At 52.4% G+C, this 24,609-nt stretch carries 25 protein-coding genes and 1 riboswitch; of the genes, 7 read left to right on the top strand and 18 right to left on the bottom strand.

What is annotated here, in order from left to right; translation table 11 throughout:
- Positions 1–73: 73 nt before the first annotated feature.
- The 5 genes from moaE to moaA form a co-directional block, all read right to left on the bottom strand.
- Positions 74–526 carry a molybdopterin synthase catalytic subunit MoaE gene (moaE, locus tag WBL83_RS08475; RefSeq protein ID WP_424588719.1) on the bottom strand — a complete coding sequence of 151 codons (453 nt, stop codon included), beginning with the start codon at positions 524–526 and terminating at the stop codon, positions 74–76.
- 1 nt (position 527) lies between these two features.
- Positions 528–773 carry a molybdopterin synthase sulfur carrier subunit gene (moaD, locus tag WBL83_RS08470; protein ID WP_424588718.1) on the bottom strand — a complete coding sequence of 82 codons (246 nt, stop codon included), beginning with the start codon at positions 771–773 and terminating at the stop codon, positions 528–530.
- Complete coding sequence (gene moaC, locus WBL83_RS08465) at positions 766–1,251, bottom strand: cyclic pyranopterin monophosphate synthase MoaC (RefSeq protein ID WP_424588717.1); 486 nt, start codon at positions 1,249–1,251, stop codon at positions 766–768. Before moaC ends, moaD begins: the two co-directional genes overlap by 8 nt.
- A 3-nt stretch (positions 1,252–1,254) precedes the next feature.
- Complete coding sequence (gene moaB, locus WBL83_RS08460) at positions 1,255–1,767, bottom strand: molybdenum cofactor biosynthesis protein B (RefSeq protein WP_424588716.1); 513 nt, start codon at positions 1,765–1,767, stop codon at positions 1,255–1,257.
- A gap of 32 nt (positions 1,768–1,799) precedes the next feature.
- The gene (gene moaA, locus WBL83_RS08455) at positions 1,800–2,789 is read right to left on the bottom strand and encodes a GTP 3',8-cyclase MoaA (protein WP_424588715.1); all 990 of its coding nucleotides are present in this window, start codon (positions 2,787–2,789) and stop codon (positions 1,800–1,802) included.
- A riboswitch (molybdenum cofactor riboswitch) is annotated at positions 2,777–2,908 on the bottom strand. Its footprint overlaps the gene before it by 13 nt.
- A gap of 259 nt (positions 2,909–3,167) precedes the next feature.
- On the opposite strand from moaA, the gene yvcK reads away from it, so the two are divergent.
- On the top strand, positions 3,168–4,076 hold the full coding sequence (gene yvcK, locus WBL83_RS08450) for a uridine diphosphate-N-acetylglucosamine-binding protein YvcK (RefSeq protein ID WP_424588714.1): 909 nt from the start codon (positions 3,168–3,170) through the stop codon (positions 4,074–4,076).
- 114 nt (positions 4,077–4,190) lie between these two features.
- Here yvcK and uvrB read toward each other — a convergent pair whose 3' ends face one another.
- A complete protein-coding gene (gene uvrB / locus WBL83_RS08445) occupies positions 4,191–6,206 on the bottom strand; it encodes an excinuclease ABC subunit UvrB (RefSeq protein ID WP_424588713.1) in 2,016 nt (671 codons plus the stop codon).
- An 816-nt stretch (positions 6,207–7,022) separates the two neighbouring features.
- Between uvrB and WBL83_RS08440 the strand changes: the two genes are divergently transcribed.
- Positions 7,023–7,733, top strand: coding sequence for an ABC transporter ATP-binding protein (locus WBL83_RS08440; protein ID WP_424588712.1), 711 nt, complete (start codon positions 7,023–7,025; stop codon positions 7,731–7,733).
- Positions 7,734–7,777: 44 nt separating this feature from the next.
- On the opposite strand, the gene WBL83_RS08435 is transcribed toward WBL83_RS08440, so the two are convergent.
- From WBL83_RS08435 to bioB, 6 genes are all read right to left on the bottom strand, one after another.
- Positions 7,778–8,296, bottom strand: coding sequence for a helix-turn-helix transcriptional regulator (locus WBL83_RS08435; RefSeq protein WP_424588711.1), 519 nt, complete (start codon positions 8,294–8,296; stop codon positions 7,778–7,780).
- Positions 8,297–8,313: 17 nt separating this feature from the next.
- Entirely contained in the window at positions 8,314–8,577 is a 264-nt protein-coding gene (locus WBL83_RS08430; protein ID WP_424588710.1) for a hypothetical protein, read from the bottom strand.
- Positions 8,578–8,750: 173 nt separating this feature from the next.
- Positions 8,751–9,434 (bottom strand): dethiobiotin synthase, encoded by a 684-nt coding sequence (gene bioD, locus WBL83_RS08425; RefSeq protein WP_424588709.1) that lies wholly within the window; start codon positions 9,432–9,434, stop codon positions 8,751–8,753.
- Entirely contained in the window at positions 9,427–10,185 is a 759-nt protein-coding gene (gene bioC / locus WBL83_RS08420) for a malonyl-ACP O-methyltransferase BioC (protein WP_424588708.1), read from the bottom strand. Before bioC ends, bioD begins: the two co-directional genes overlap by 8 nt.
- Complete coding sequence (bioF, locus tag WBL83_RS08415) at positions 10,169–11,320, bottom strand: 8-amino-7-oxononanoate synthase (RefSeq protein ID WP_424588707.1); 1,152 nt, start codon at positions 11,318–11,320, stop codon at positions 10,169–10,171. The genes bioC and bioF overlap by 17 nt, the downstream gene beginning before the upstream one ends.
- Complete coding sequence (gene bioB, locus WBL83_RS08410) at positions 11,317–12,357, bottom strand: biotin synthase BioB (RefSeq protein ID WP_424588706.1); 1,041 nt, start codon at positions 12,355–12,357, stop codon at positions 11,317–11,319. The genes bioF and bioB overlap by 4 nt, the downstream gene beginning before the upstream one ends.
- 89 nt (positions 12,358–12,446) lie before the next feature.
- On the opposite strand from bioB, the gene bioA reads away from it, so the two are divergent.
- From bioA to WBL83_RS08390, 4 genes are all read left to right on the top strand, one after another.
- Complete coding sequence (bioA, locus tag WBL83_RS08405; RefSeq protein ID WP_424588705.1) at positions 12,447–13,736, top strand: adenosylmethionine--8-amino-7-oxononanoate transaminase; 1,290 nt, start codon at positions 12,447–12,449, stop codon at positions 13,734–13,736.
- Positions 13,737–13,804: 68 nt separating this feature from the next.
- The gene (locus tag WBL83_RS08400; protein WP_424588704.1) at positions 13,805–14,485 is read left to right on the top strand and encodes a type 1 glutamine amidotransferase domain-containing protein; all 681 of its coding nucleotides are present in this window, start codon (positions 13,805–13,807) and stop codon (positions 14,483–14,485) included.
- Between the two features lie 15 nt (positions 14,486–14,500).
- On the top strand, positions 14,501–14,977 hold the full coding sequence (locus WBL83_RS08395) for a kinase inhibitor (RefSeq protein ID WP_424588703.1): 477 nt from the start codon (positions 14,501–14,503) through the stop codon (positions 14,975–14,977).
- Positions 14,978–15,088: 111 nt separating this feature from the next.
- Positions 15,089–16,387 carry a putative acyl-CoA thioester hydrolase gene (locus WBL83_RS08390; RefSeq protein ID WP_424588702.1) on the top strand — a complete coding sequence of 433 codons (1,299 nt, stop codon included), beginning with the start codon at positions 15,089–15,091 and terminating at the stop codon, positions 16,385–16,387.
- Positions 16,388–16,539: 152 nt separating this feature from the next.
- On the opposite strand, the gene pgl is transcribed toward WBL83_RS08390, so the two are convergent.
- Positions 16,540–17,538 carry a 6-phosphogluconolactonase gene (pgl, locus tag WBL83_RS08385; RefSeq protein ID WP_424588701.1) on the bottom strand — a complete coding sequence of 333 codons (999 nt, stop codon included), beginning with the start codon at positions 17,536–17,538 and terminating at the stop codon, positions 16,540–16,542.
- Positions 17,539–17,804: 266 nt separating this feature from the next.
- On the opposite strand from pgl, the gene WBL83_RS08380 reads away from it, so the two are divergent.
- Positions 17,805–18,623: a pyridoxal phosphatase gene (locus tag WBL83_RS08380; RefSeq protein WP_424588700.1), complete on the top strand. Its 819-nt coding sequence runs from the start codon at positions 17,805–17,807 to the stop codon at positions 18,621–18,623.
- A 123-nt stretch (positions 18,624–18,746) separates the two neighbouring features.
- On the opposite strand, the gene modC is transcribed toward WBL83_RS08380, so the two are convergent.
- The 5 genes from modC to WBL83_RS08355 form a co-directional block, all read right to left on the bottom strand.
- Entirely contained in the window at positions 18,747–19,805 is a 1,059-nt protein-coding gene (gene modC, locus WBL83_RS08375) for a molybdenum ABC transporter ATP-binding protein ModC (protein ID WP_424588699.1), read from the bottom strand.
- On the bottom strand, positions 19,805–20,497 hold the full coding sequence (modB, locus tag WBL83_RS08370) for a molybdate ABC transporter permease subunit (RefSeq protein ID WP_424588698.1): 693 nt from the start codon (positions 20,495–20,497) through the stop codon (positions 19,805–19,807). Before modB ends, modC begins: the two co-directional genes overlap by 1 nt.
- Position 20,498: 1 nt before the next feature.
- On the bottom strand, positions 20,499–21,272 hold the full coding sequence (gene modA, locus WBL83_RS08365) for a molybdate ABC transporter substrate-binding protein (protein ID WP_424588697.1): 774 nt from the start codon (positions 21,270–21,272) through the stop codon (positions 20,499–20,501).
- 122 nt (positions 21,273–21,394) lie between these two features.
- Positions 21,395–22,837, bottom strand: a complete 1,443-nt coding sequence (gene mgtE / locus WBL83_RS08360; protein WP_424588696.1) for a magnesium transporter — start codon at positions 22,835–22,837, stop codon at positions 21,395–21,397.
- Between the two features lie 74 nt (positions 22,838–22,911).
- Positions 22,912–24,555: a multidrug ABC transporter permease/ATP-binding protein gene (locus WBL83_RS08355; RefSeq protein WP_424588695.1), complete on the bottom strand. Its 1,644-nt coding sequence runs from the start codon at positions 24,553–24,555 to the stop codon at positions 22,912–22,914.
- Between the last annotated feature and the right edge of the window lie 54 nt (positions 24,556–24,609).

Below are 24,609 nucleotides of genomic sequence, written 5' to 3'. Positions count from 1 at the left end.
TTAATTACGTTGACCGAATTTCAGGCTCGAAGGCCTGTACCTTAAGATTAACACAACTGCGTGAAGGTGCCCGTTACCAGCGTTTGGCCGCTTGCTTATCGGTATCGCGAGCTTCTACCCAGCGATCGCCGTCAGCCGTGGCTTCGCGCTTCCAGAACGGGGCTCGCGTTTTCAGATAATCCATAATGAATTGTGCGGATTCGAACGCAGAACTACGATGCGCACCGGTCACACCCACGAAGACAATTTCATCTCCGGGCCATAACTCACCAATCCGGTGAATCACACTGACACGTTGCAGCGGCCAGCGCTGACGCGCTTCCTCGACAATTTCTGCCAGTGCTTTTTCTGTCATTCCAGGATAATGCTCGAGTGTTAATGCGCTGACACTGTCGCCAAGATTGTGATTCCGCACTTTGCCAGTAAACGTCACCACAGCACCGTCTTCATCACACTGTGCGAGCCACTGGTACTCATCGCCGACGTTGAAATTCTCGGGGCTGACGCGAATTCGGGTATTGTCCATTTTAACCTCCCGTGACCGGAGGGAAGAAAGCGACTTCGTCACCGTCGTTAAGCGGGTGATCAAAACTCACCAGCGTCTGGTTGACGGCGGCCAGCAGTTTGCCGGACTCTAACGCAAGCGCCCAGCGTTCGCTTTTCGCGGCCAGATTCTGGCGCAGTTGTTCAACATCACTAAAAGTGGCGTCCAGTTGCAGATGGTCGCAATCAACCAATTCACGCACCTGAGCAAAAAACAGGACATTAATCATTAGTATCCGCCTTAAAATCGCCAGATTTGCCGCCGCTTTTCGCCAGCAGACGAACCGGGCCAATCACCATATCTTTCTGCACCGCTTTGCACATGTCGTAGATGGTTAACGCCGCAACCGACGCCGCCGTTAGCGCTTCCATTTCAACACCGGTTTTGCCCGTCAGGCGGCAGACAGATTCGATACGCACACGATTATGTTCGGGCTCAGCGGCCAGATTCACTTCGACTTTGCTGAGCATCAGCGGATGGCAAAGCGGGATCAAATCCCAGGTGCGTTTAGCGGCCTGGATACCGGCGATTCGCGCGGTGGCAAATACATCACCTTTATGATGACTGCCTTCAATAATCATCGCGAGCGTTTCGGCTTCCATGGTGATAAACGCTTCGGCACGCGCTTCACGCACGGTTTCAGCTTTAGCGGAGACATCGACCATGTGCGCTTCGCCAGCGGCATTAATATGAGTCAGTTGCGACATAATTTATTTCTTGAGATGTGGGTGGAAATTACAAGGGCGCACGCGGGCATCCAGTTGTGGCTGGATGATATTTTCCCACGCGGTATGGCAAGCTTTGGTGGAACCCGGCATGGCGAAAATCAGTGTGCGGTTCGCGATACCGGCCAGTGCGCGAGATTGCAGCGTCGATGTGCCGATTTCTTCAAAAGAGAGCATGCGGAAGACTTCACCAAAACCTTCTATTTCCCGGTCAAACAACGGTAACAACGCTTCCGGAGCCTGGTCGCCATCGGTAAAACCGGTGCCGCCGTTAATTAGCACAACCTGCACTTCGTCATCAGCAACCCATTGGGAAACCTGCGCGCGAATGGCGTAGCGGTTTTCTTTCACAATCGCTTTGGCGACGACTTTGTGGCCCGCGTCAGTCGCGGCTTCGCGTAGATAATGACCTGAAGTGTCGTCGTCTTCACCGCGACGGCTTGAAACAGTCAGAATGGCGATATGCACCGGAATAAATTCGCTGCTCGTCTGGCTCATTGTTATGTTCCCTTTAAACTGGGTATGTGATTTTACCCGCCAATGTAGGACAGGTTCTGGGTGATGCCGGTCTCACCGTCATGCAGGAAATGGGTCTGTTTTTTGTGGGTCAACGCTTCGGCAATACGCGCTTCGAGCGCGTCGATTTGCCCGTCATCGGCCAGCAAATCACGCAGTGAAATGCCGTGGTCGCCAAATAAACACAGATGCAAATTACCAACCGACGACACGCGCAGGCGATTACAGCTGGCACAGAAGTCTTTTTCATAGGGCATGATTAGGCCGATTTCACCCTGGTAATCCGGGTGGCAGAAGACTTGTGCGGGGCCATCGCTGCGGCTGCGAAGCTGATGTACCCAGCCGCGAGCCAGCAGCTGATCGCGGATGGTTTTGCCTGAAATGTGGTGTTTGCGGAACAATTCACCGCCGTCGCCGGTTTCCATCAACTCGATGAAGCGCAACTGAATAGGACGCGGTTTGATCCACGCAAGGAAGGTGTCAAGTTCGTGGTGATTCACCCCTCGCATCAGCACGGTATTGACTTTGACGCGCTCAAATCCGGCGGTGAATGCGGCATCAATGCCTTCCATGACCTGACGGAATTTATCCTGCCCGGTGATGGCATGGAACTGGCGAGCGTCGAGGCTATCCACGCTGACGTTCACCGCCGTAAGGCCGGCATCACGCCATTGCTGGATATCCCGAGCAAGGCGATAACCGTTGGTGGTCATGGCAATCTGGCGAATCCCAGGATTCTCACGCACCGCGGCGATGATGTCAGTGAAGTCTTTACGCAAAGAGGGTTCGCCCCCCGTCAGACGTACTTTTTCAGTACCAAGGGCAGCAAAAGCGCGCGTGACGCGGCGAATTTCATCGACGTTGAGGAAACTTTTATTTGCCACACCATGAGGCTTGTAGCCGTCGGGCAGACAATAGTTGCAACGAAAATTGCAAACGTCGGTAATAGACAGACGCAGGTAAAAAAACTTACGAGCGTAAGCGTCTGTAAGTTGGGTAGCCATGTACACCTTCCAAATACGGGAGATGCAGGCATTTCTTTCTGCACCCTGGTGACTCAAGGTCACGGCCAAAGCACCGTATCTTTCGACTTAGGTCCAGAGGCTTAGTGTGTGTTGTATCCATCATCATTCAAGCCGCAGCCAACACCTCTGCGGATGGAAAAATGACGACTATGGCGATAGTAGCGCGTGATGACGTTATGCGCCATACCATGTTTCGCTATATAATTACATACATAACGAACTAATCGCTCAATTTCGCAACAGACTACGCGAAAAGTGATCTTTTGCATTGATATACATCATTAACCCTTGAGCCTGAATCGTATTTTGAGATCTTTTACGCTACCTTATTTCGATAGTTCGTCATAAGGAATAGTTATGCGCAATCGTACGTTTGCGGATTTGGACCGAGTGGTTGCTCTCGGCGGTGGACACGGTCTGGGGAGGGTTATGTCATCCCTCTCCTCTTTAGGTTCACGTTTAACCGGTATTGTGACTACCACGGACAATGGCGGTTCTACCGGGCGAATCAGACGCTCTGAAGGCGGCATTGCCTGGGGCGATATGCGCAACTGTTTAAATCAGTTAATTACTGAACAGAGCGTAGCTTCGGCGATGTTTGAGTATCGTTTTGGCGGTAATGGCGAACTTTCCGGACATAACCTCGGAAATCTGATGTTAAAGGCGCTAGACCACCTAAGCGTGCGGCCTTTGGAAGCCATTAATCTCATTCGTAACCTGCTTAAGGTGGATGCGTTTTTGATTCCGATGTCCGAGCAGCCAGTGGATTTGATGGCCACCGACGCAGACGGCCATTTTATTTACGGTGAGGTGAATATTGATCAGCTTTCTTCGCCACCGCAGGAGCTGTCGTTATATCCGAAAGCCCATGCCACCCGCGAAGCGGTGCAGGCGATAGCTGAAGCTGATCTGATTTTGATTGGCCCGGGGAGTTTCTATACCAGCCTGATGCCGTTGCTATTACTGGAAGATATGGACCAGGCGCTGCGCCGCACTCCGGCACCTGTGGTGTTCATCGGGAACTTGGGCAAAGAATTAAGTACCGCAGCCGCCAGCCTGTCGCTCGGGCAAACGCTGGATATCATGGAGCAGCGTGTCGGTAAGCGCATCATTGATGCGGTGGTAGTCGGCCCACAGGTGGATGTTTCAGAAATCACCGATCGTGTGGTGATTCAGGAGCCTCTGGAAGCCTGCGATATTCGTTATCGCCACGACCGGCATTTGCTGCGCCAGGCGCTGGAAAAAGCTATCCAGCAATTGGGGTAGGAAATCATTTCGAAATAACGGGCAACAAGGGTGGATGACGCTAGCATCCACCCTACTACTTTTCCACCTTACCTCTGGTAGGTCGGATAAGCGCCAGCGCCATTCGACAACGCATTACGATGCCGCAATAAACAACTGCCGCAATTGATGCAATTGGTCACGGATCTGCGCTGCTTCTTCAAACTCCAGATTCTGCGCATGCTCAAGCATCTTGCCTTCCAGCTGATGAATTTTCTGTTGCAGCGCTTTCGGTGTCAGAATGATTTCATCATCTTCAATCACGCTGCGAGCTTTGCTCTTCAGGCGGCCTTTGGTTTTCGCCATCCCTTCGCCAAGTTGCAGAACATCAACGACTCTTTTGTTCAACCCTTGCGGTGTAATGCCATTTTCTTCGTTGTAACGCTGCTGTTTCTCACGACGACGTTCTGTTTCACCAATCGCCTTCGCCATGGATGGGGTGATTTTGTCACCATACAAAATGGCTTTGCCGTTGATGTTACGTGCTGCACGGCCAATGGTCTGAATGAGTGAACGTTCGGAGCGCAGGAAGCCCTCTTTATCGGCATCCAGAATCGCCACCAGCGATACTTCAGGCATATCCAACCCCTCACGTAGCAAGTTGATACCCACCAGCACGTCGAACTCACCAAGGCGCAAATCACGGATGATTTCCATACGCTCAACGGTATCAATGTCTGAGTGCAGATAGCGCACCCGCTCGCCATGCTCTTCAAGATACTCGGTTAAGTCTTCTGCCATACGCTTGGTCAGTGTTGTGACCAAAACGCGCTCGTTAATTTCAACGCGTTTGCGTATCTCAGAAAGCAGGTCATCAACCTGAGTCCCAACAGGACGCACTTCAATAATCGGATCCAGCAAGCCCGTTGGTCTGACAACCTGGTCGACAACATCGCCGCCGGACTTCTCTAATTCATAATTGCTCGGCGTTGCAGACACATAAATGGTTTGCGGAGCCAGCGCTTCAAACTCTTCAAATCTCAGCGGGCGGTTATCCAGCGCCGAAGGCAGACGGAAGCCATACTCGACCAATGTTTCTTTACGCGCCCGATCACCTTTGTACATGCCGCCGATTTGCGGAATGGTGACGTGGGATTCGTCGACGATGAGCAGGCCATCGGCTGGCAGATAATCGAAAAGTGTCGGAGGCGGCTCACCAGGGCCACGGCCAGACAAGAACCGCGAGTAGTTTTCTACCCCGGAGCAGTAGCCCAGTTCGTTCATCATCTCTAAATCAAACTGAGTACGTTGCGACAAGCGCTGCTCTTCAAGTAGTTTGTTGTTCGCCAGCAAGACCTTTTTGCGGTCAGCCAGTTCAACCTTAATCTCTTCCATGGCTTGCACAATACGTTCACGCGGCGTGACATAGTGCGATTTTGGGTAAATAGTGAAGCGCTGAATCACCTGGTCTATTTGCCCGGTCAGCGGGTCAAACAGTGAAAGACGTTCCACTTCTTCATCAAACAACTCTACACGTAACGCTAAATCGTCCGACTCAGCCGGGAAGATGTCGATGACTTCGCCACGCACACGGAAGGTCGCGCGCTGGAAAGCCTGGTCATTACGGGTGTATTGCAGTTCGGTCAAACGACGCAAAATAGAACGCTGATCGATGATCATCCCTTTGGTGAGATGGAGCATCATTTTCAGATAGAGGTCAGGGTCACCCAGGCCGTATATCGCCGACACCGAAGCGACCACAATCACATCGCGTCTTTCGAGTAATGCTTTGGTGGCGGACAGTCGCATCTGCTCGATATGTTCGTTCACCGAAGAGTCTTTTTCGATAAAGGTATCGGAACTCGGAACGTAGGCTTCTGGCTGGTAGTAATCGTAATACGAGACAAAAAACTCAACCGCATTATCCGGAAAGAACTCTTTCATCTCGCCATACAACTGCGCGGCCAGTGTTTTGTTGGGTGCCAGCACCATGGTGGGGCGTTGCAAATCAGCAATCACATTCGCCACGGTAAAGGTCTTACCGGAACCCGTCACACCTAAAAGCGTTTGATGGGCAAGCCCGTCTTGTAGACCCTCTTCAAGGCGGCGTATGGCCTCAGGCTGATCGCCAGAAGGTTTGAATGCTGAATTTAGTTTGAACGCTTTACTCATGAAGAGGCTACCTGATGAAGAAACGAGCGGGCCGGAGGATAATTTTACTCGGCACAAGAAATTTTGCCAGAAAAAGATACTGGATGAAAAACCAGTTCCTTGCACCCGCATTTATGATAATGCCCCTCGCTGCCGTCTCGTTGGAAGGTAAAACTACCCTCTTTCAGAGATTTCAGCTGACCTAAATGGTTATCCCCAGATTTTTTTACCTTTTAACAATTGTCAAGCAGTGTCATAAAAGCGTAAGGAACTTCTGATGCACTTTCATGGCAGCGATTGATTTTATTCAACTCGTTAATTTTAAACAGTTATTTGTAAAAGTCTGGTTTCGCGCCAATTCATGCGTAACCCGCGCCAGCCGTCGCTTACCGCAAGTTTTCTAACTCTAATGCACATGGTTATCCACAGGAATAGTGGATAACTGCTCTCAGGCCTTTTGCAGCGCAGACCGCAAAAAACCCTAAAATCTCTATGCCGGGCTCAAAAAATATTTTTCAGCATTATTTTTTCCCCTTTTTTATCCGTAAGCGGCATGTCATTTCTTATGATCCTGCTCACGAATTGCGCATTCTTATAGCGCAGCCCGATGGCATTGCACCAAACCACCCTGCGACCAGGCACTGACAAAGTGCATCAGGTATATCGAGTCGTAGACGACAACACTTTCTTCAACCTTTTTCATGAGTCTTTTCTCAAAGTTGCAATGTTCCGGCGTGTAAAAGGGTTAGTGGCAAGGGAATTGCACTGATTAACTTGCCCCATACCCAAGCTATGTCGAATAGCGGAAGTCACTGCGAGTTCTTAAGGAGAATATCGATGTTGAGTCTGCGAGCGGTTAATCAGTTTTATGGTGATAGCCATATTCTGTGGAATCTGGATCTTGAGCTAACGCCAGGCGAATGCACCTGTGTGCTGGGTGCACCAGGGATGGGTAAAACAACGCTGGTTAACTGCATCACCGGTTACTTGCCAGTACAGAGTGGCAGTATGACCTGGCTTGAGGCAGGGCTCCCACCACAAGATTTACTGACCCAGCCTATTGAAGGCAGAGCGGCACTCGGGATGAGTTACGTCGCCCAGGACAGACGCATTTTTTCCCAACTGAGCGTTGAAGAAAACCTGCAAATTGCCTTGTTAGCCGCTCGCGTAAAGACGCGCGCTATCCCATCAATGATTTACGAATTGTTCCCTGAACTTTATGGCTTGCGCCACGCGCGTGGCGGTGAGTTGTCAGGGGATCTTCAGCAGCAACTGGCATTAGCCAGGGCGCTGGTGACCGAACCGAAACTGCTGATTCTGGATGAGCCTACTTTCGGTAGCGGCCAGCGATTTATTAATGATCTCGGTAATATTATTCGCCGGTTAAGTCGTGACTTTGGGCTGACTATCCTGTTGGTCGAGCAACGATTATCGTTTATTCGTCGTGTGGCAGACCGCTTCTGCTTGCTGCACCGTGGACGTAACGTCGCTCAGGGAAATGTCACACTGCTCGACGACAAGCTGGTTTCCAGTTGGATTGACCCATGATGGAGTGCCAGCTGACGGCCAGAATAGAAATCAGCATTCTGCCGTCACAACTGCCCGAGCTGCTTCTGTACATCTTTATCGAGATCGGCGAGCTCCCGTTGCAAATTGCATTGCCGTGTCACGGCTGAGAGCTCCACCAGCGGCAAAGGAACTTTAGACACCCCAGCTTCACGCATCCAGCGCAACACGGGCTCCAGATGCCAGATAGCGGTTTTACCGTCATGTACGGGTTGAGGGAATGCATCCCGGCTGACCATCACTTTGCGCATATACTGGCGCGAAAAACCCAGCAGTTCGGCAATATCTGTTAGCCCAACCAAATCAGGCATCACTTCGACCAGTTCCACACCTGGGATAATACGTTTTACATCTTTGATGGCGGACACTACGGCCTGCTTTGCCTCTTGCGCTTCACGCATGAAATTCAACGCAATGCGCCCGGTCACACCCACGCCAACCAGCGCGTCATCACAGCCTTGTGCGCCTAATGCCTCGACCCACTCGCCCGGATCCTGACCCTTTTCTGGTAAGGTAAATATCAATGTGAAACTAAATTCTGACATGTTCTGCTCCTTGAAACTTAATGCCTGATAACGGGCGGCGTGCCTTGCTGACTGCAGTTATCAACGACACGACGTATTTGCCTCGCATGGTTGTGGGCGCTGCGCGGTGTACTCCAGATGCAACTAATACAAAACTCCCCGCAGCGGCAGGCTTTCTCATTCCATGGACAAAATATCTTTCCCCAACAATGCGAACCGCCTGGCCTTACTTTCCAACCCTGACATTCGGCATAACTTAATGCTGCTTCAATGTCTTTATCAGGGTGCATGCGCCGCTTCATAAAACCTCCTGAGCATACTCTCAAAAAAGTTGTCACATGACAACAAGAATTAAGGAGGTAATCTACTCGCATCGGTTTAATGTTCAAAGCAGAACAATAGACAATTAACGGCAACAGGAAGAGCGCCCGAAAAATTTCTCGGGCGTTGCAGAAATGAACATAAGATATGCGAGTTATGCCGAAAGAGGCGAAATATCCAGATGATGACCGAGGGGTGTTTTCTCATTAAGTTGCGGGCAAAACGGAATTTCTCCCAACAGGGGGGCCGGTAAAACTTCGCGCAATTTAGCGATGTATTCTGCGTGGCGTTTCCCGGTGGGCTGAACGTCGTTGGCAATCCAACCAGCCAGATGCAGCCCGGCAGTTTGCACCGCATGTGCCGTCAGCATTGCATGATTAATGCAACCCAGTTTCACCCCGACAACCAGAATGACGGGCAACTGCTCCTGAATAACCCAATCAGCGAAAGTGGCGGTCGGGGAAAGCGGCGTAAACCAGCCTCCCGCGCCTTCAACCTGTAACCAATCCGCATGCGTTGAAAGCGCTTCGAGCCCGGCGGATATTTGTGATAACTCAATAGGTCGATTTTCTTCCGCACTCACGATGTGCGGCGATGTCGGCTCCAGAAAGGCAAACGGATTGACCTGTTGGTAGTCTAATTTGACGCTGCTATTGCGCTGCAACGCCAGCGCATCGCTGTTACGAATACCTTCAGCTGTCATTTCGCTACCCGAGGCCACCGGTTTATAACCTACGGTGCGGTACCCCGCCTGCGACGCGGCTTGCAGCAATGCGCAACTGGCGACGGTTTTACCCACTTCGGTATCGGTTCCGGTCACAAACCATCTTTTAATCACGTTCTATTACTCCACAAACGAGCTGCCAGGTCAGAGGGAATTGCCCCTCTTTTTGCGGCCAGGCGAGACTTAATTTTTGCAATTGCTGGCGAGTCATCAATGACGCTTTGCGTCCGTCATGCAGATGCGTTGCGCCAATGCCTTTAAGCGACTGCATGGCACTCATCACAGTTGGATAAAACTGGCTAATTTCATGAACTTGCAGGGAGAAACGCCAGCCTTCGCAGGCATCCTGAATCTGCTCAAGCGGGAGAAACTGATTTGCATGAGCGCGATCATCCACCGCGTGCCACGCGGTATGAAGCTCACTTAATGAATCCGCGGCAAGAGTGGTAAATGCCACACATCCTCCCGGGCGGGTGATGCGATAAAGCTCACTCAAACCGTCGCGCAAATCGTTGCACCATTGCACAGCGAGGTTGCTCCAGGCCAAATCAACCTGCTCATCAGGCAGTGCGATAGACTCGATGTCGCCTTCGAGATAACAGTCTGCTGACCCGAGCTGTGCCGCATAACTCAGCATCGCGGGTGAGAGATCCAGTGCCGTCACATGGCAGCCTTTTTCGCGCCATGCACGGCTGTACCAGCCGGTGCCACATCCGGCATCCAGCATCGTGGTGATACTGCGCCCTTTGAGCATGTCAGTCAGTAATTCGCCACTGTTGCGCTGCAGTTCGGCATGGCTGTCATAAGTGGTGGCCGCGCGTCCAAATGCAGCTGCGACGGCGGCTTTATTAACCCATTGCGTCATTTAGCGCCTCCAGAAGCCTGTCGATATCGTCACGGGTATGACTTGCGGTCAGCGTCACACGCAGCCGCGCCGTCCCTTGTGGAACCGTTGGCGGGCGGATTGCCGTCAGCCAGAAACCGCGCTCGCGAAGCGTAGCAGCAAGATTCACCGCGGCCTGATTCTCCCCCACAATCAGAGGCTGGATGGCCGTCTGCGAGGCCATTAATTTCAGCGGTAACTTTTCGGCTCCAGACCGGAAGTGAGCGATATTGGCCTGCAATTGCGCACGTCTTTCATCATCACGTCGAATCACCTGCAGTGCAGCGGTTAACGCGCACGCCTGAGCAGGCGGCATTGACGTGCTGTAAATGAGATGGCGGGCAAATTGCAGCAGATAATCCGCTACCGATTCACTGCACAGCACCGCCGCACCGCTGGCACCGAAGGCTTTCCCGAAGGTCACGACCAGTAAATCAGGCTTGATCTGTTGCAGGTCGCAACTTCCCCGCCCTTCTTGCCCGACAACCCCGATGCCATGCGCATCGTCGACCATGAGTAATGATCCAGCCTCACGGCTGGCCTGAGCGATTTCAGCCAATGGTGCGGCATCGCCATCCATGCTGAAGACCCCTTCGGTAATCACCAGTTGTTGACCATCATTGGGTTGCGCCAGCAACGTTTGCAGCGATTGCACGTCGTTATGCGCAAAACGTCGCAGTTGCGCCGGGCTATGCATGGCGGCTTCCAGAAGCGAAGCGTGGCTGAGTTTATCGGCAATAATCCGGTCCGATTTTTCAGTGAGCGCCGCAATTAATGCCTGATTCGCCGCAAAACCGGAGATAAACAGCAGCGCCCGTGGGTACCCAAGCCAGTCCGCAAGCTGCTGCTCAAATTGTTGATGAGCCTGATGGTAGCCCGTGACGTGCCCGGAACCGCCACTGCCGACACCGTAGTGCTCGGCCCCTTGCTGCCAGGCCTGGATCACGTCCGCATGGTGACTCATTCCCAGGTAGTCATTACTGGAAAAATTCAGGTATCGGGTGTCATTTTTTACCAGGTAGCGCCCACTACCTTGATGATTCACATGGCGAATACGGAAACTGTCGTTCGCGCGCCGTTGCTCAAGCGCGCGGTCGATACGTTGCTGCCAGCTCATACAGCCGCCGCGTTGTAGTAATTCTCCGTATCCGCTGAGAGCAATTGCTCGGTCAGTTGCTGCTGTTGTTCGTTATCACCCGCATGGGTGGTGGTTTGCTGTGGGTTTAGCCCCAGTTTGCGGAACAATTGCAGATCTTTGTCTTCTTCCGGATTTGGCGTAGTAAGCAGTTTGCAGCCGTAGAAGATGGAGTTAGCACCCGCCATGAAACACATGGCCTGAGTTTGCTCGCTCATCTGCTCGCGACCGGCAGAAAGGCGCACGAATGACTCTGGCATCATGATGCGCGCCACAGCTATTGTGCGAATAAAATCAAACGCATCGACGTCCTCATTATCCGCCATTGGTGTGCCTTTCACCTTCACCAGCATATTGATTGGCACGCTTTCTGGTGGCGTCGGCAGATTGGCGAGTTGCAGCAATAATCCGGCGCGATCGGTCACACTTTCACCCAACCCAACAATACCGCCGGAGCAGACTTTGATGCCGGCATCACGCACTTTGTCGAGCGTGTCCAGACGCTCCTGATAGGTGCGCGTAGTGATAATATTGCCGTAAAATTCTGGGGAGGTATCGAGGTTGTGGTTGTAGTAATCAAGGCCTGCCGCCCCGAGGCGCTGCGCTTGTGCCTCGGTGAGCGTGCCCAGCGTCATACAGGTTTCCAGACCCATTTCGCGCACGCCTTGTACCATTTGCTCAAGATACGGCATGTCACGATCGTTAGGGTTTTTCCAGGCAGCGCCCATGCAAAAACGCGTCGATCCCGCTTTCAAAGCTTTACGCGCCGAGTCCAGAACTTGCTCAACTTCCATCAGGCGTTCGGATGCCAGACCGGTTTTGTATCTCGCACTTTGCGGGCAATATTTGCAGTCTTCCGGACACGCGCCAGTTTTAATCGACAGCAAGGTACTGACCTGAACATGACGAGGATCGAAGTGCTGACGGTGAACTTGTTGCGCCTCAAACATCAGTTCAAGGAACGGTTTTTCAAATAAAGCAGTGACCTGCGACATTGACCAGCGCGCGTGGTGAGCCATTGGGCGTCTCCAAAAAGGGTGTTGTTAGCCATTGATTGACGTTATACTTGTAAACCTAAATCTTTTTCAATTGGTTTACAAGTCACCCTATGACCCCTGCTGATTTAGCGTTCGACCAACAACACATCTGGCACCCGTACACTTCCATGACCCAACCTTTACCGGTTTATCCGGTGGTAGCGGCATCGGGCTGCGAACTGCAACTTGCTGATGGTAAAGCCCTTGTTGATGGGATGTCATCCTGGTGGGCGGCCATTCATGGTTACAATCACCCGCGCCTGAACCAGGCGATGAAAGACCAGATTGAAAAGATGTCACATGTGATGTTTGGCGGTATCACGCACCCACCTGCGGTGGCGTTGTGCCGGAAACTGGTCGCCATGACGCCGGAAAATCTTGAATGCGTTTTCCTTGCCGACTCCGGCTCCGTTGCTGTTGAAGTGGCGATGAAAATGGCATTGCAGTACTGGCATGCTAAAGGCGAGCCCCGCCAGCAATTTCTCACCTTCCGCCACGGTTATCATGGCGATACCTTCGGCGCGATGTCGGTTTGCGATCCTGATAATTCGATGCACAGTTTGTGGCAGGGTTATCTTCCTGAGCACCTGTTTGCGCCTGCGCCCCATTGCCGCTTTGACGATGAATGGGATGAGATGGACATCGTGCCTTTTGCCCGTTTAATGGCGGCCCATCGTCATGAAATCGCCGCCGTTATTCTTGAGCCGATCGTTCAGGGCGCCGGTGGAATGCGTTTCTATCATCCTGAATGGCTCAAGCGCATTCGTCGCATGTGTGACCGTGAAGGGATTTTGCTGATTGCCGATGAGATAGCCACGGGCTTTGGTCGCACCGGCAAACTGTTTGCCTGCGAACATGCGGGCATTTCGCCAGATATTTTGTGTCTGGGGAAAGCGCTGACGGGCGGCACAATGACACTTTCTGCCACGCTGACCACGCGCCTGGTGGCCGACACCATCAGCAATGGCGAGGCCGGATGCTTTATGCATGGCCCGACGTTTATGGGTAATCCATTAGCCTGCGCGGTGGCGACCGAAAGCCTCGCGTTGCTGGAATCGGGTGAGTGGCAACAGCAAGTGAAGGCCCTGGAAGCGCAGTTATTGGTGGGGCTTAAACCTTTGCAGAACTGTGAGCACGTGGCGGATGTGCGAGTGCTTGGCGCGATTGGCGTAGTGGAGACACATCATCCGGTCGATATGGCGGCACTTCAGGCGTTCTTTGTGGAACAAGGTGTGTGGATCCGGCCTTTCGGGCGCCTGATTTACCTGATGCCACCGTACGTCATCACCCATGAGCAGCTGGCAAAACTGATACAAGCGGTGGCGGATGCGGTGGAAAATCCTGCATTTTTCAAAAGCTGAGCGCCAGCAAGCCGCCCGTTGATGCACTACACTTCGAGGATCGTTTCACGCCCTAAAGGGAGAGTCATATGAAAATCCTCATGGTTTTAACCTCGCACAATCAACTGGGTAACACCGGCAAACCCACAGGCTTTTGGCTTGAGGAGTTTGCCGCGCCCTATTACGTCTTTCGCGATGCCGGCGTGAATATCACTCTTGCCTCACCTAAAGGTGGGCAGCCGCCGCTTGATCCAAAAAGCGATGAGCCCGATGCGCAAACCGATGAAACCCGCCGTTTCCGCAGTGATGAAGCCGCCCAAAAACTGTTAGCCAATACCGAAAAACTGGAAAACGTCCGTATAGTCGATTTTGACGCCGTGTTCTACCCAGGCGGCCACGGTCCACTCTGGGATCTGGCAGAAGATAAACATTCGATCAAATTGATTGAGCAGTTTTGGGCCGCCGGGAAACCTGTTGCTGCGGTATGCCATGCACCAGGGGTTTTGCGTCACGTGACCAGGCCTGATGGAACACCGCTGGTGAAAGGCAAACGGGTGACAGGCTTTACCAATAGTGAAGAAGAAGGCGTTGGCTTAACGGCTGTGGTGCCATTTTTGGTGGAAGACGAGCTGAAAAAAGCCGGCGGGCTGTATGAGCGCACTGATGATTGGGGCGAGTTTGCGGTGGTTGACGGGCATCTGGTCACTGGTCAAAACCCTGCTTCGTCAACTATTGCTGCTGAAGAATTATTGAAGTTACTGAATCTCTAACCATCAGGAGCAGCTATGAAACTGATAAGCCAGGACTTCAAAGAAGGGGATAAACTTCCCTGGCGCCAGGTCTTTAATGGCATGGGATACGATGGCGATAACATTTCCCCGCACTTAGCCTGGGACGATGTTCCGGCAGGGACGAAAAGTTTTGTCGTCACCTGTTACGATCCTGATGCGCCAACCGGTTCAGGCTGGTGGCATTGGGTGGTGATTAACCTTCCAGCCGATACCCGTGTGTTGCCCCAGGGTGCAGGCTCAGGCATTGCTGAATTGCCAGAACCGGCAGTGGAAACCTGGACCGATTTTGGACAATCCGGTTACGGAGGAGCTGCGCCACCTAAAGGGGAATCACATCGCTACATTTTCACCGTTTACGCGCTGGACGTTGAAAAGCTCGATGTCGGTGAGACCGCTTCTGGCGCAATGGTCGGTTTTAACGTCCATTTCCACGCATTAGGCAGCGCCTCTATTACCGCAAAGTTTAATTAATCCTGTCTTTATGAAGCCGATTTCAACAATCGGCTTCCCGTTTCGCTCAACTTAGTATAAAAAAGCAGGCTTTAAGATCCCCTTTTAAACTTGCACTGCAAGGAGCAACCCTTGAACACTTTCTCTGTTTCTCGTCGGGCAGCTGTGCTCGCTTTTGCTGTGGCGCTCTCAGCCTGTAGTTCAACACCCCCTGATGAACGCCCTTCTACTCAAGCGGCGCCAGGTACTCAATCTCGTCCGATTTTATCGTCCGATGAAGCGCAGAACTTTGTACAGGCGCGCTACTTCTCATCTAAGAATAAAGATGAAGCGCCCTGGGCACCGTCGTCTATTCGCATTCCTCAGCAACCTGATTTTGTGGTGGGTGCCGCGGGCGGCCAGGGTGTGACGCACACATCTATTCAGGCGGCCGTTGATGCAGCCATGATGAAACACAGCAACACCCGCCAGTATATTGCGATTGAGCCGGGCGAATATGCCGGTACGGTTTATATCCCGGCGGGTTCGGGTAGCGTGACGTTATACGGCACCACAGACAATGCCAGCGATGTGAAAATCACCATGCCTCTGGACTCTGAAATCGACGTTAACACCTGGCGTCGTGCGGTTAACCCAGCGGGTAAATATATGCCGGGTAAACCTGCGTGGTACATGTTTGATAGCTGCCAGAGCAAGCGTAACGCGACGGTAGGCATCATGTGTTCCGCTGCGGTCTGGTCACAGAACAGTGGTTTGCAGCTGCAAAACCTGACTATCGCCAACACCCTGGGTGACAGCGTGGATGCCGGTAATCATCAGGCTGTCGCACTGCGTACCGATGGCGACAAAGTTCAGCTGAACAATGTTCACCTTTTGGGCCGTCAGAATACTTTCTTCGTCACTAACAGCGATGTTCAAAACCGTCTGTTGCTTGACCGTCAACCGCGTACCTTAGTCACCAACAGCTACATTGAAGGTGATGTGGATGTGGTTGCAGGTCGTGGTGCGGTGGTGTTTGAGAATACCGAGTTCCGCCTGGTCAACAGCCGTACCAAAGAAGGCACTGTGTTTGCCCCTGCGACACTGCCAAACATTTATTACGGTTTCCTGGCCATCAACAGCCGCTTCTCTGCTGCCGGTGATAACGTCGCACAACTGGGTCGTGCCTGGGATGTGGAAGCCACTGAAAACGGTTATTCCGCAGGCCAGACGTCAAACGGCCAGGTGGTTATCCGTGACAGCGTGATTAATGAAGGTTTCAACACCGCGCAACCGTGGGGTGATGCCGCCAGTTCTAAACGTCCGTTCGCTGGTAATATCGGAACCAAAGGCGAGAAAGGTGAAATTCAGCGCGATCTGAATGATGCTAACGCAAACCGCCTGTGGGAATTCAACAACCGTGGCGTTGGTAGCCAGGTCGTTGCCCAGTAAAATAAGTGTCAAAATGGTGGATGGCGCTTGCGCTTATCCACCCTACTACACCGTCTTTACAGGTCGATTAGCGTTAGCGCCATCCGACAGTCAGGATTAAGACAATAAAAAACCTCGCAATCGCGAGGTTTTTTTATCTCATCATCAATAGATTAGTGAGCGTTAATAACCACCCACATCGGCCCCTGACCTACGGCATAACGGCCTTTTTCTTCCAGTAAACCTTGCTCACCGGTGATTTCATACACCGCGATATGGTGCGATTTCTGGCCTGCAGCAATCAAATATTTACCAGAGTGATCCACATTGAAGCCACGTGGCTGGGTTTCGGTTGGCTGATAACCTTCCACCGCCAGCACACTGCCATCTTCAGAAACGCTGAATACCGTGATGATGCTCGCGGTACGGTCGCAGGTGTACAGGTGACGACCATCCGGTGTGATGTGAATATCTGCCGCCCAACGGGTGTCAGAGAAGCCAGGAGGCATGATATCCAGCGTTTGCACGCATTCAATTTTGCCGTAAGCATTTTTCAGTTCCCACACATCCACAGAGCCGTTCAGTTCGTTAACGCAGTAACCGTATTGCTGGTTCGGATGGAACACCATGTGGCGCGGGCCTGCCCCTTCAACAGTGGTCACTTCTGCCGGAGTTTGCGCGACCAGATGGCCGTCGTCAGACAGGGTAAACTGGCAGATGCGGTCTTGCTTAAGCGCAGGAACCCACAAAGTACGATTGTCTGGGGAAATATTGGCAGAGTGGCAACCTTCTAAACCTTCCACTTGCTCAACCACTTCACCCGGTAAACCATCGTGGCCGAGGCTCACAACACTTACGCTGCCCGCATTGTAAGACGCGCTGAACAGGAAGCGGCCTTGATGGTCGGTAGAAATGTGCGTTGGGCTACCCGGGATCGCCGTGACACCCGCTTCAGTGAGCATGCCGTCATCGGGCGCGATGCGGTAAGCAATCACGCGAAATTCAGGACGCACACCGACGTACAGATAGCGTTTGTCCGGGCTGATGACCATCGGCTGAACCTGCCCTGCAACATCCACCACTTGCACCAGGGTTAACTCGCCGCTGGCGTTAAGTTGCCATACGTGGATTTGCTGGCTTTCTGGGCTGGCGGTATAGACTGTTTGTTTCATGAGTTCTCTTTCCTCCCAACGTCTTGAGTAATAGTCACAAGGGTAGTGCCATTTGCCGCTTCGTGTTGCCATTTTGAACAACGATGCAAACGGCGTACCCCTTCATACTTCAAGTTGCAGGTGCGTTGTCTGCGTTCAGTCACCCGAATCACTTACTCGAGTAAGCTCATCCGGATCCCTTCACTTGCTGCCTTCCTTCAACTCGAAGTATCTTGGGTGTAACATCGGCACAGGCCTTATGATTCTGAATTTGACTGGAACCCTAAATGACTTTTCGCGTAATCGCCCTTGATCTCGACGGCACCCTACTCACGCCGCAAAAAACTATTCTTCCTGAATCACTGACAGCATTACAGCGTGCACGTGACGCAGGCTTTAAAGTTGTCATTGTGACGGGTCGTCATCACGTTGCCATCCATCCTTTTTATCAGGCACTGACCCTGGATACACCTGCAATTTGCTGTAATGGGACTTACTTGTATGATTATCATGCAAAAAAGGTTCTTTCGTCGGATCCCTTGCAACCTCAACAAGCCAATCAATTGATTGACTTGCTTGATGCCCACAACGTTCATGGGCTCATGTACGTCGATGATGCGATGCTGTATCAGGAGACTACAGGTCATGTTTTACGTGCTGAAAATTGGGCTAAATCTCTACCCGAAGAGCAGCGCCCGGTGTTCCGTCATGTCAATTCTCTGCGTGAAGCTGCCCATGAAGTGGAATCAATCTGGAAATTTGCACTGACTGATGAAGATACGGTGAAATTGCAGAACTTCACCCAGGTGGTGGAACACGAGCTTGGCCTGTCTTGCGAGTGGTCATGGCATGATCAGGTGGATGTGGCTCAACGCGGCAACAGCAAAGGCAATCGTTTAGCGCAATGGGTTGAATCTCAGGGTTTATCCATGAGCCAGGTGATTGCCTTCGGCGATAACTTTAACGACTTGAGTATGCTTGAGAGCGCAGGTCTGGGTGTCGCGATGGGTAATGCCGACGAAGCGATTAAAGCGCGTGCCGATTTGGTGATTGGAACCAATCTTGAAACCGGTATTGCGCAGACGATTTATCAGTATTTGATTTAGTCTGGTGAATAGTGGTGGATGACGCTTGCGCTTATCCACCCTACAACACCCCTGTTTTAGTTGTAGGTCGGGTAAGCGAAGCGTCACCCGACAACAGTTCACATCACGTCACATCACGTCACATCACGCGGTAATCGACACGCTTTTGATTTGTGCGTAAAGCCACTGCCCCGGTTTAATCATCAGCTCGTCCCTCGCCCACGGGCTAATTCGCGCCCATAACGTCCGGGTTCCCACTTCAAGCTGCACTTCAACCTGCCCTTCATCGTCATAACAATGAGCCACTTTTGCCCGCAACACGTTACGAATACTGCTGTTGACCGGCGGCTGGAGAACCAACGAAACGTCCGATGCCTGAATCCGTATGCGTAACGAAGCCTGCAAAGGTTTATCCAGCTTATTGACCCACAAATGCTGGTCGCCAAGTGCAAGTGCGGTCATCGCATAATGCGGGTGATGTTCCAGAACCGTCACTTTCAGTACGCTGCTTTGCTGCTCTTTGGGCAACCACGGATGCATCACGCTGCTGCCCCACACCTCTTCGAGATGACCAAAAGCTTTTACGCAGCCCGCATCAAGCACCAGTACTTTATCCGCCAGATGCAGGATCTCTTCGAGCGAGTGGCTGACGTACAACATCGGGATATTGATTTCCCGCGCCAGGCGCTGCAGATACGGCAGCAGTTCGCGTTTACGCGGGATATCCAGTGAGGCCAGCGGCTCATCGAGCAGCAGCAATTCAGGCGAGGTTAATAACGCGCGGCCAATCGCCACTCGCTGTTTTTCACCGCCAGACAGACTCCACGGGAATCTCTCCAGCAGCGGTTCTATCCCGAGTAATTCCACCAGCTTATCGAACTGCCCGGCAGCACTTCCTGGCATGCCGTATTTCAAATTTCCGCGCACGCGATAGTGCGGGAACAGGCGCGCATCCTGGAAGACGTAACCAATACGACGTTTTTCCGGTGCCAGAAAACGCTTATTTTCTGCGTCACTCAATACGCGTTCATTGAGGACAATTCGGCCTTGCTGCGGATGAGTCAAACCACTGATCGCATTAATCAACGAGGTTTTACCCGCGCCTGACACGCCAAAAACAGCGGTAATCCCCTGTCCTGGCAAGGTTTCATTTATCTCAAGACGGTGCTCGCCCAGCGTCTGAACAAAATTGAGTTCCAGCATCAGACCGCTCCTATCCGCTTACGGCTCTGTCGCGCCAACCATTCCGCTATCAGCAATGATGCCAGCGCCAGCACAATGGAAATCACGCACAAACGTGCCGCAGCAGTTTCGCCACCCGGGGTTTGAATCAGGGTGTACATCGCCGAAGGAAGGGTGCGGGTTTCACCAGGAATATTCGACACGAACGTGATGGTAGCGCCAAACTCGCCCAGCGAGCGGGCAAATGCCAGCACGGTTCCGGCAATAATTCCCGGTAACGTCAAAGGTAAAGTGATGGTGCAAAACACCCGCCAGCGGCCAGCGCCAAGGGTGCGGGCAGCCTGTTCGAGTTTCATATCCACCCCTTCCAGCGCCAGACGAATCGCTCGCACCATCAGCGGGAAGGACATCACCGCCGCAGCCAGCACCGCACCGCGCCAACTAAAGGCGAAGGTGATACCGAAGACGTCGTAAATCCAGGCACCAGGCACGCCGCGTCGCCCCATCGCAATCAGCAATAAGTAACCGACCACCACCGGCGGGAGCACTAAGGGGAGGTGAATAATACTGTCGAGCAATGCTTTGCCCGGGAACCGGCAACGCACCAGCACCCAGGCAAAGAAGATCCCAAAAGGAAGACTAAATAGCACCGCAAGAGTTGAGACTTTCAGGCTGAGGAGTACCGCCTGCCATTCGGGATCGGTCAATATCATGTTATTTCGTCGTGAATCCGTAACGTTGGAAGATAGCCGCAGCTTCCGGTCCTTTCAAATAGGTGTAAAAGGCGCTCACCGTGGGAGTGTCGTGACCTTTAACAATGGCAATCGGGTATTCCACTTTCTTATGAGAATCTTCAGGGAAGGTACCGACAACTTTCACGCCTTTGCTGGCAACCGCGTCAGAGCCATACACAATACCGAGTGGGGCTTCATCACGTTCCACCAGTGCCAGTGCGCCACGGACATCTTCTGCCGGAGCAAGTTTTGGTGAGAGCGTATCCCAGGCACCCAATTTTTGCAGTGCTTCTTTCGCATAGATACCCGCAGGAACGTGGTCAGGATCACCTACCGCCAGACGCCCGCCTTTGAGCAGTGAATCCCAGTTGGTTTTGGCGTTAATCGCAACATCGCCAGTTTTGCTGGCTTTTGGCGCCACAACCACCAGGCTGTTACCCAGCAGCGTTTCACGGGAGTCAGTTTTAATCGCGTCTTTGCTCACCGCGTAATCCATCCATTTCTGGTCTGCAGAAATGAATACATCCGCCGGAGCGCCCGCTTCAATTTGGCGCGCAAGCGTTGAAGATGATGCAAACGAGGAAGCGATTTCAACGGTTTTGCCTTTCTGATATTGCGTCGCAATATCCTGCATCGCGTTGGTCAACGATGCCGCGGCAAATACCGTGATTTTAGTGTTATCGGCAAATGCCTGCCCTGCCAGAGTGACGCTCAATGCCGCGCCTAATGCCAGACGTACCCACTGCTTAGCCATGTGTTACTCCACTGAGTTTCGTTATGTACGACATAATATAACGGTGCTAAGACGGAATTTACAGAACTTATCGGCACGGCAAACGGAAAGTTTACCCGCCGGATAGGTTAAAGCGGCTGTGGCTAGATTAAGAACAGCGTCGCGAGGCCCAGGAAGATAAAGAAACCACCGGTGTCGGTGATGGCGGTAATCAGCACGCTTGAACCGACTGCCGGGTCTTTCCCCAGCCGCACCATGATCATCGGGATCAGCACGCCCATCAGCGATGCCACCAGCAAATTGAGCACCATCGCCAGCGTCATCACACCGCCCAAAGCGAGGTCATCGTAGAGTAACCAGGTGACACATCCCATCACTCCGCCCCAGATAATGCCGTTAAACAGCGCCACACCCAGTTCGCGTAGCACCAGGAAAGAGAAGTTACCGGGCTGGATATGTTGCAACGCCAGCGCTCGCACAATCATGGTGATGGTTTGATTGCCAGTGTTGCCGCCGATACCGGCGACGATTGGCATCAGCGAAGCTAACGCGACCAGTTGCGAAATCGTATGCTCAAACAGGCCGATAACGCGTGAGGCGACAAATGCGGTGCACAGGTTGATAGCAAGCCATGCCCAACGCGCTTTAACCGCTTTGCTGACCGGCGCAAAAACATCTTCCTCGGCACTCAATCCCCCCATACGACGCAAATCGTTATCGGTTTCTTCATAAACCACATCAACAATTTCATCGATGGTCAGGCGGCCAATCAATTTACCGCTGCTGTCGATAACCGCCGCACTGATTAAATCGTCGCGCTCAAAGGTTCGCGCTGCGGCTTCATCGTGGTCCTCGGGGGCAAAACAAGTAGGGTTATCGTCCATCACATGCAGCACCAGGGTTTGCGGTGCGTGCAGCAAAATGGTGGTGAGTCCCAACTCCCCAAGCAGCGTTTTATCGCGTGTAGTGACAAAAACTTTATCGGTGTTCTGTGGCACTTTGCCGCGTAAGCGCAGAAAACGTTGCACCACCGCCAGCGTGACATCGGCCCGCACGGTAATCACTTCGAAATCCATGATCGCGCCGACGCTGTGTTTGTCGTAGTGCAGCACCTGCCTGACGCGAGTCCGTTCCTCTTGTGGCAAAGTTGCCAGCAAGCGCCCCATCAGATCGCGAGGTAAATATTGTGCGAGGTAGATTTGGTCGTCGATATCCAGCGGGCGAATAATATTCAGCAAAGCTTTGTCGCTCACGCCTTCAATCAGATCGTCCCAGACAGTTTCCGAAGCTTCGATTAATACTTTGCCGCGCTGGTCTTCTTTGACCAGGCTCCACAACGCATGACGCTCTTCAGTAGGCAGGGCTTCCAACACGTCGGCCAGGTCACCGGCGGGCAGTCTCGAGACCAGCGCCATGAGTTCGGCGATATCTTGTTCTGGAGTATGGGCATCGGGCTGCGGGAACTTGCCGAGAATACCGGTGGCAACCGCTTTGTTGGTTAACAGAATTTGGAGGATCCGCGCTCGGTCTTGCGCACGCTGTTTAGTGCTGTACTTGTTAGTGCTGAGCTTAGAAGTGACAGACATCTGGCCATTTTCCCTAATTGCGACGAGCTAAGTTATAGCTCGTCGCTGCACAGAAAACCAGACGAACGGGTTCGTTATTCCGTGCGGGCAACCGCATCACGCGATGCATGTTCGCGCTCATGACCGGTTAATTCACTCAGTTTTCCCTGGCGCATTTCCAGCAACCGGTCGGCATGAATAAAGTAGTGATCGTCATGGCTGATGGCAAAAATGGTTTTCCCCATTTCCTGCATCAATGGTAACAGTACCTGATAAAACTCACGGCGGAAGTGCGGGTCCTGGTCGGCGGCCCATTCATCAAGCAAAATGATGTCACGTTCTTCAGCCAGCGCCAGCAGCAATGCCACGCGTTTGCGCTGCCCTTTTGACAGTTTCAGATTCAGGATGGTGCCGTTTTCCAGCTCCAGTTTTTCACTCATTTTCAACTTGTCGAGCCAGCTTGAAACGAGTGCTGGATTAGCCTGCGCACCTTGCGGCCCCAGCAGGCGGTCAAACAGCCAGACGTCGGTAAACACTGCAGAAAACAGTTTGCGATAGTCGTTCTGATTACTGGCTTCTATCTTTATATCATCCAGATAAATCGCGCCAGATACCGGCTGGTAAAGCCCGGTCAACAACATCGCCAGCGTCGATTTACCGCTACCGTTTCCACCAATCAGGAACAGCAGTTCGCCACGTTCAATTTTTAAATTCAGCGGCCCAACGGAGAAGCTGTTATCGGCATACTGGAATACCACATCACGCATCTCAAGCGTCTGCCAGCGAGCCGGTTCTTTGCTTCGCGGGAATTCAGCGTTGTATGGCGCAAGCTGGAATTGATTGAGTTTATTGAACGCTACCTGAGCGGTCAGCAATGTCGGTAGAGCACCAATCGCCGACAGCATTGGCGTGCGCAGGAACAGCAGCGTCAGGGAAAATGTCGCCGCAACATTGGTATCGGACCAACCGAGACTGTTGGCCATCCAGAACACCAGGCCGATGGCGCCGAGCATCATGATATTTGACCAGTTTACCGCGCTCAAATGGTAGGTATCGGCACGGATAATATGACGGCGGTAGTCGGTGGCATGAGGAATATAGGTGTCTTCGTAGACACGCTCTGCGCGTTCGCGGTTTAAGGCTAATTCTTTACGCCCTTCAAGGACGGTCTGGTAATCGTTGTACAACTGGTCTTCAATTTCACGCAATTGTGCGAGGTGTTTGTAAACCCGCGCCACCAGTACATAACCGCCATAAATGGTGACCGCGACCCAAACTGCGGTCACGCCGAGCATTTTTGGCGAAAGCCACGCCAGATAAGCTGCCGAGCCGAGGGTCAAAATAATGCCTTGTACCAGCTCAGGTAAGCGCACAAAAGCAATCGTAATATTGCGCACATCACTGGTTAAACCGGCTAGCAGTGCTGCACTGCCCAGTTTTTCGATACGCTCAACATGGGTGTCCATCATGCGTTTAATAAACTCGCTACGCAGACGGAATACAAAGTGATGGCCAAGTGTGGTCAGTGCCCATTGTGAGCCCAGCGTCACCGCCATTAACAGCAGTAACAAACCGAGAAATTCAGGTAATACCGAAAGGGAAAGATCGGGTGTTTCAATCAATCGCAGATTGATAAAGGCGATTAAGCCGATACCTAACGCCGCGCTGAGCAGAGTTAGTGCCATCACCATCAAGAAAGGCCAGCGATACTGCCGGTAAACCACACGCAAAAGTTCCATCACTCAAGACCCGTAAAACGAAAACAGCGGGCAGTTTAAACGGCTTACTCCCAA

The sequence above is a fragment of the Buttiauxella sp. genome, assembly GCF_049686335.1.
Classification (GTDB): domain Bacteria; phylum Pseudomonadota; class Gammaproteobacteria; order Enterobacterales; family Enterobacteriaceae; genus Buttiauxella.
The sequence above is the reverse complement of the archived record's forward strand: the minus strand, read 5'-3'. Positions and strand labels throughout refer to the sequence as shown.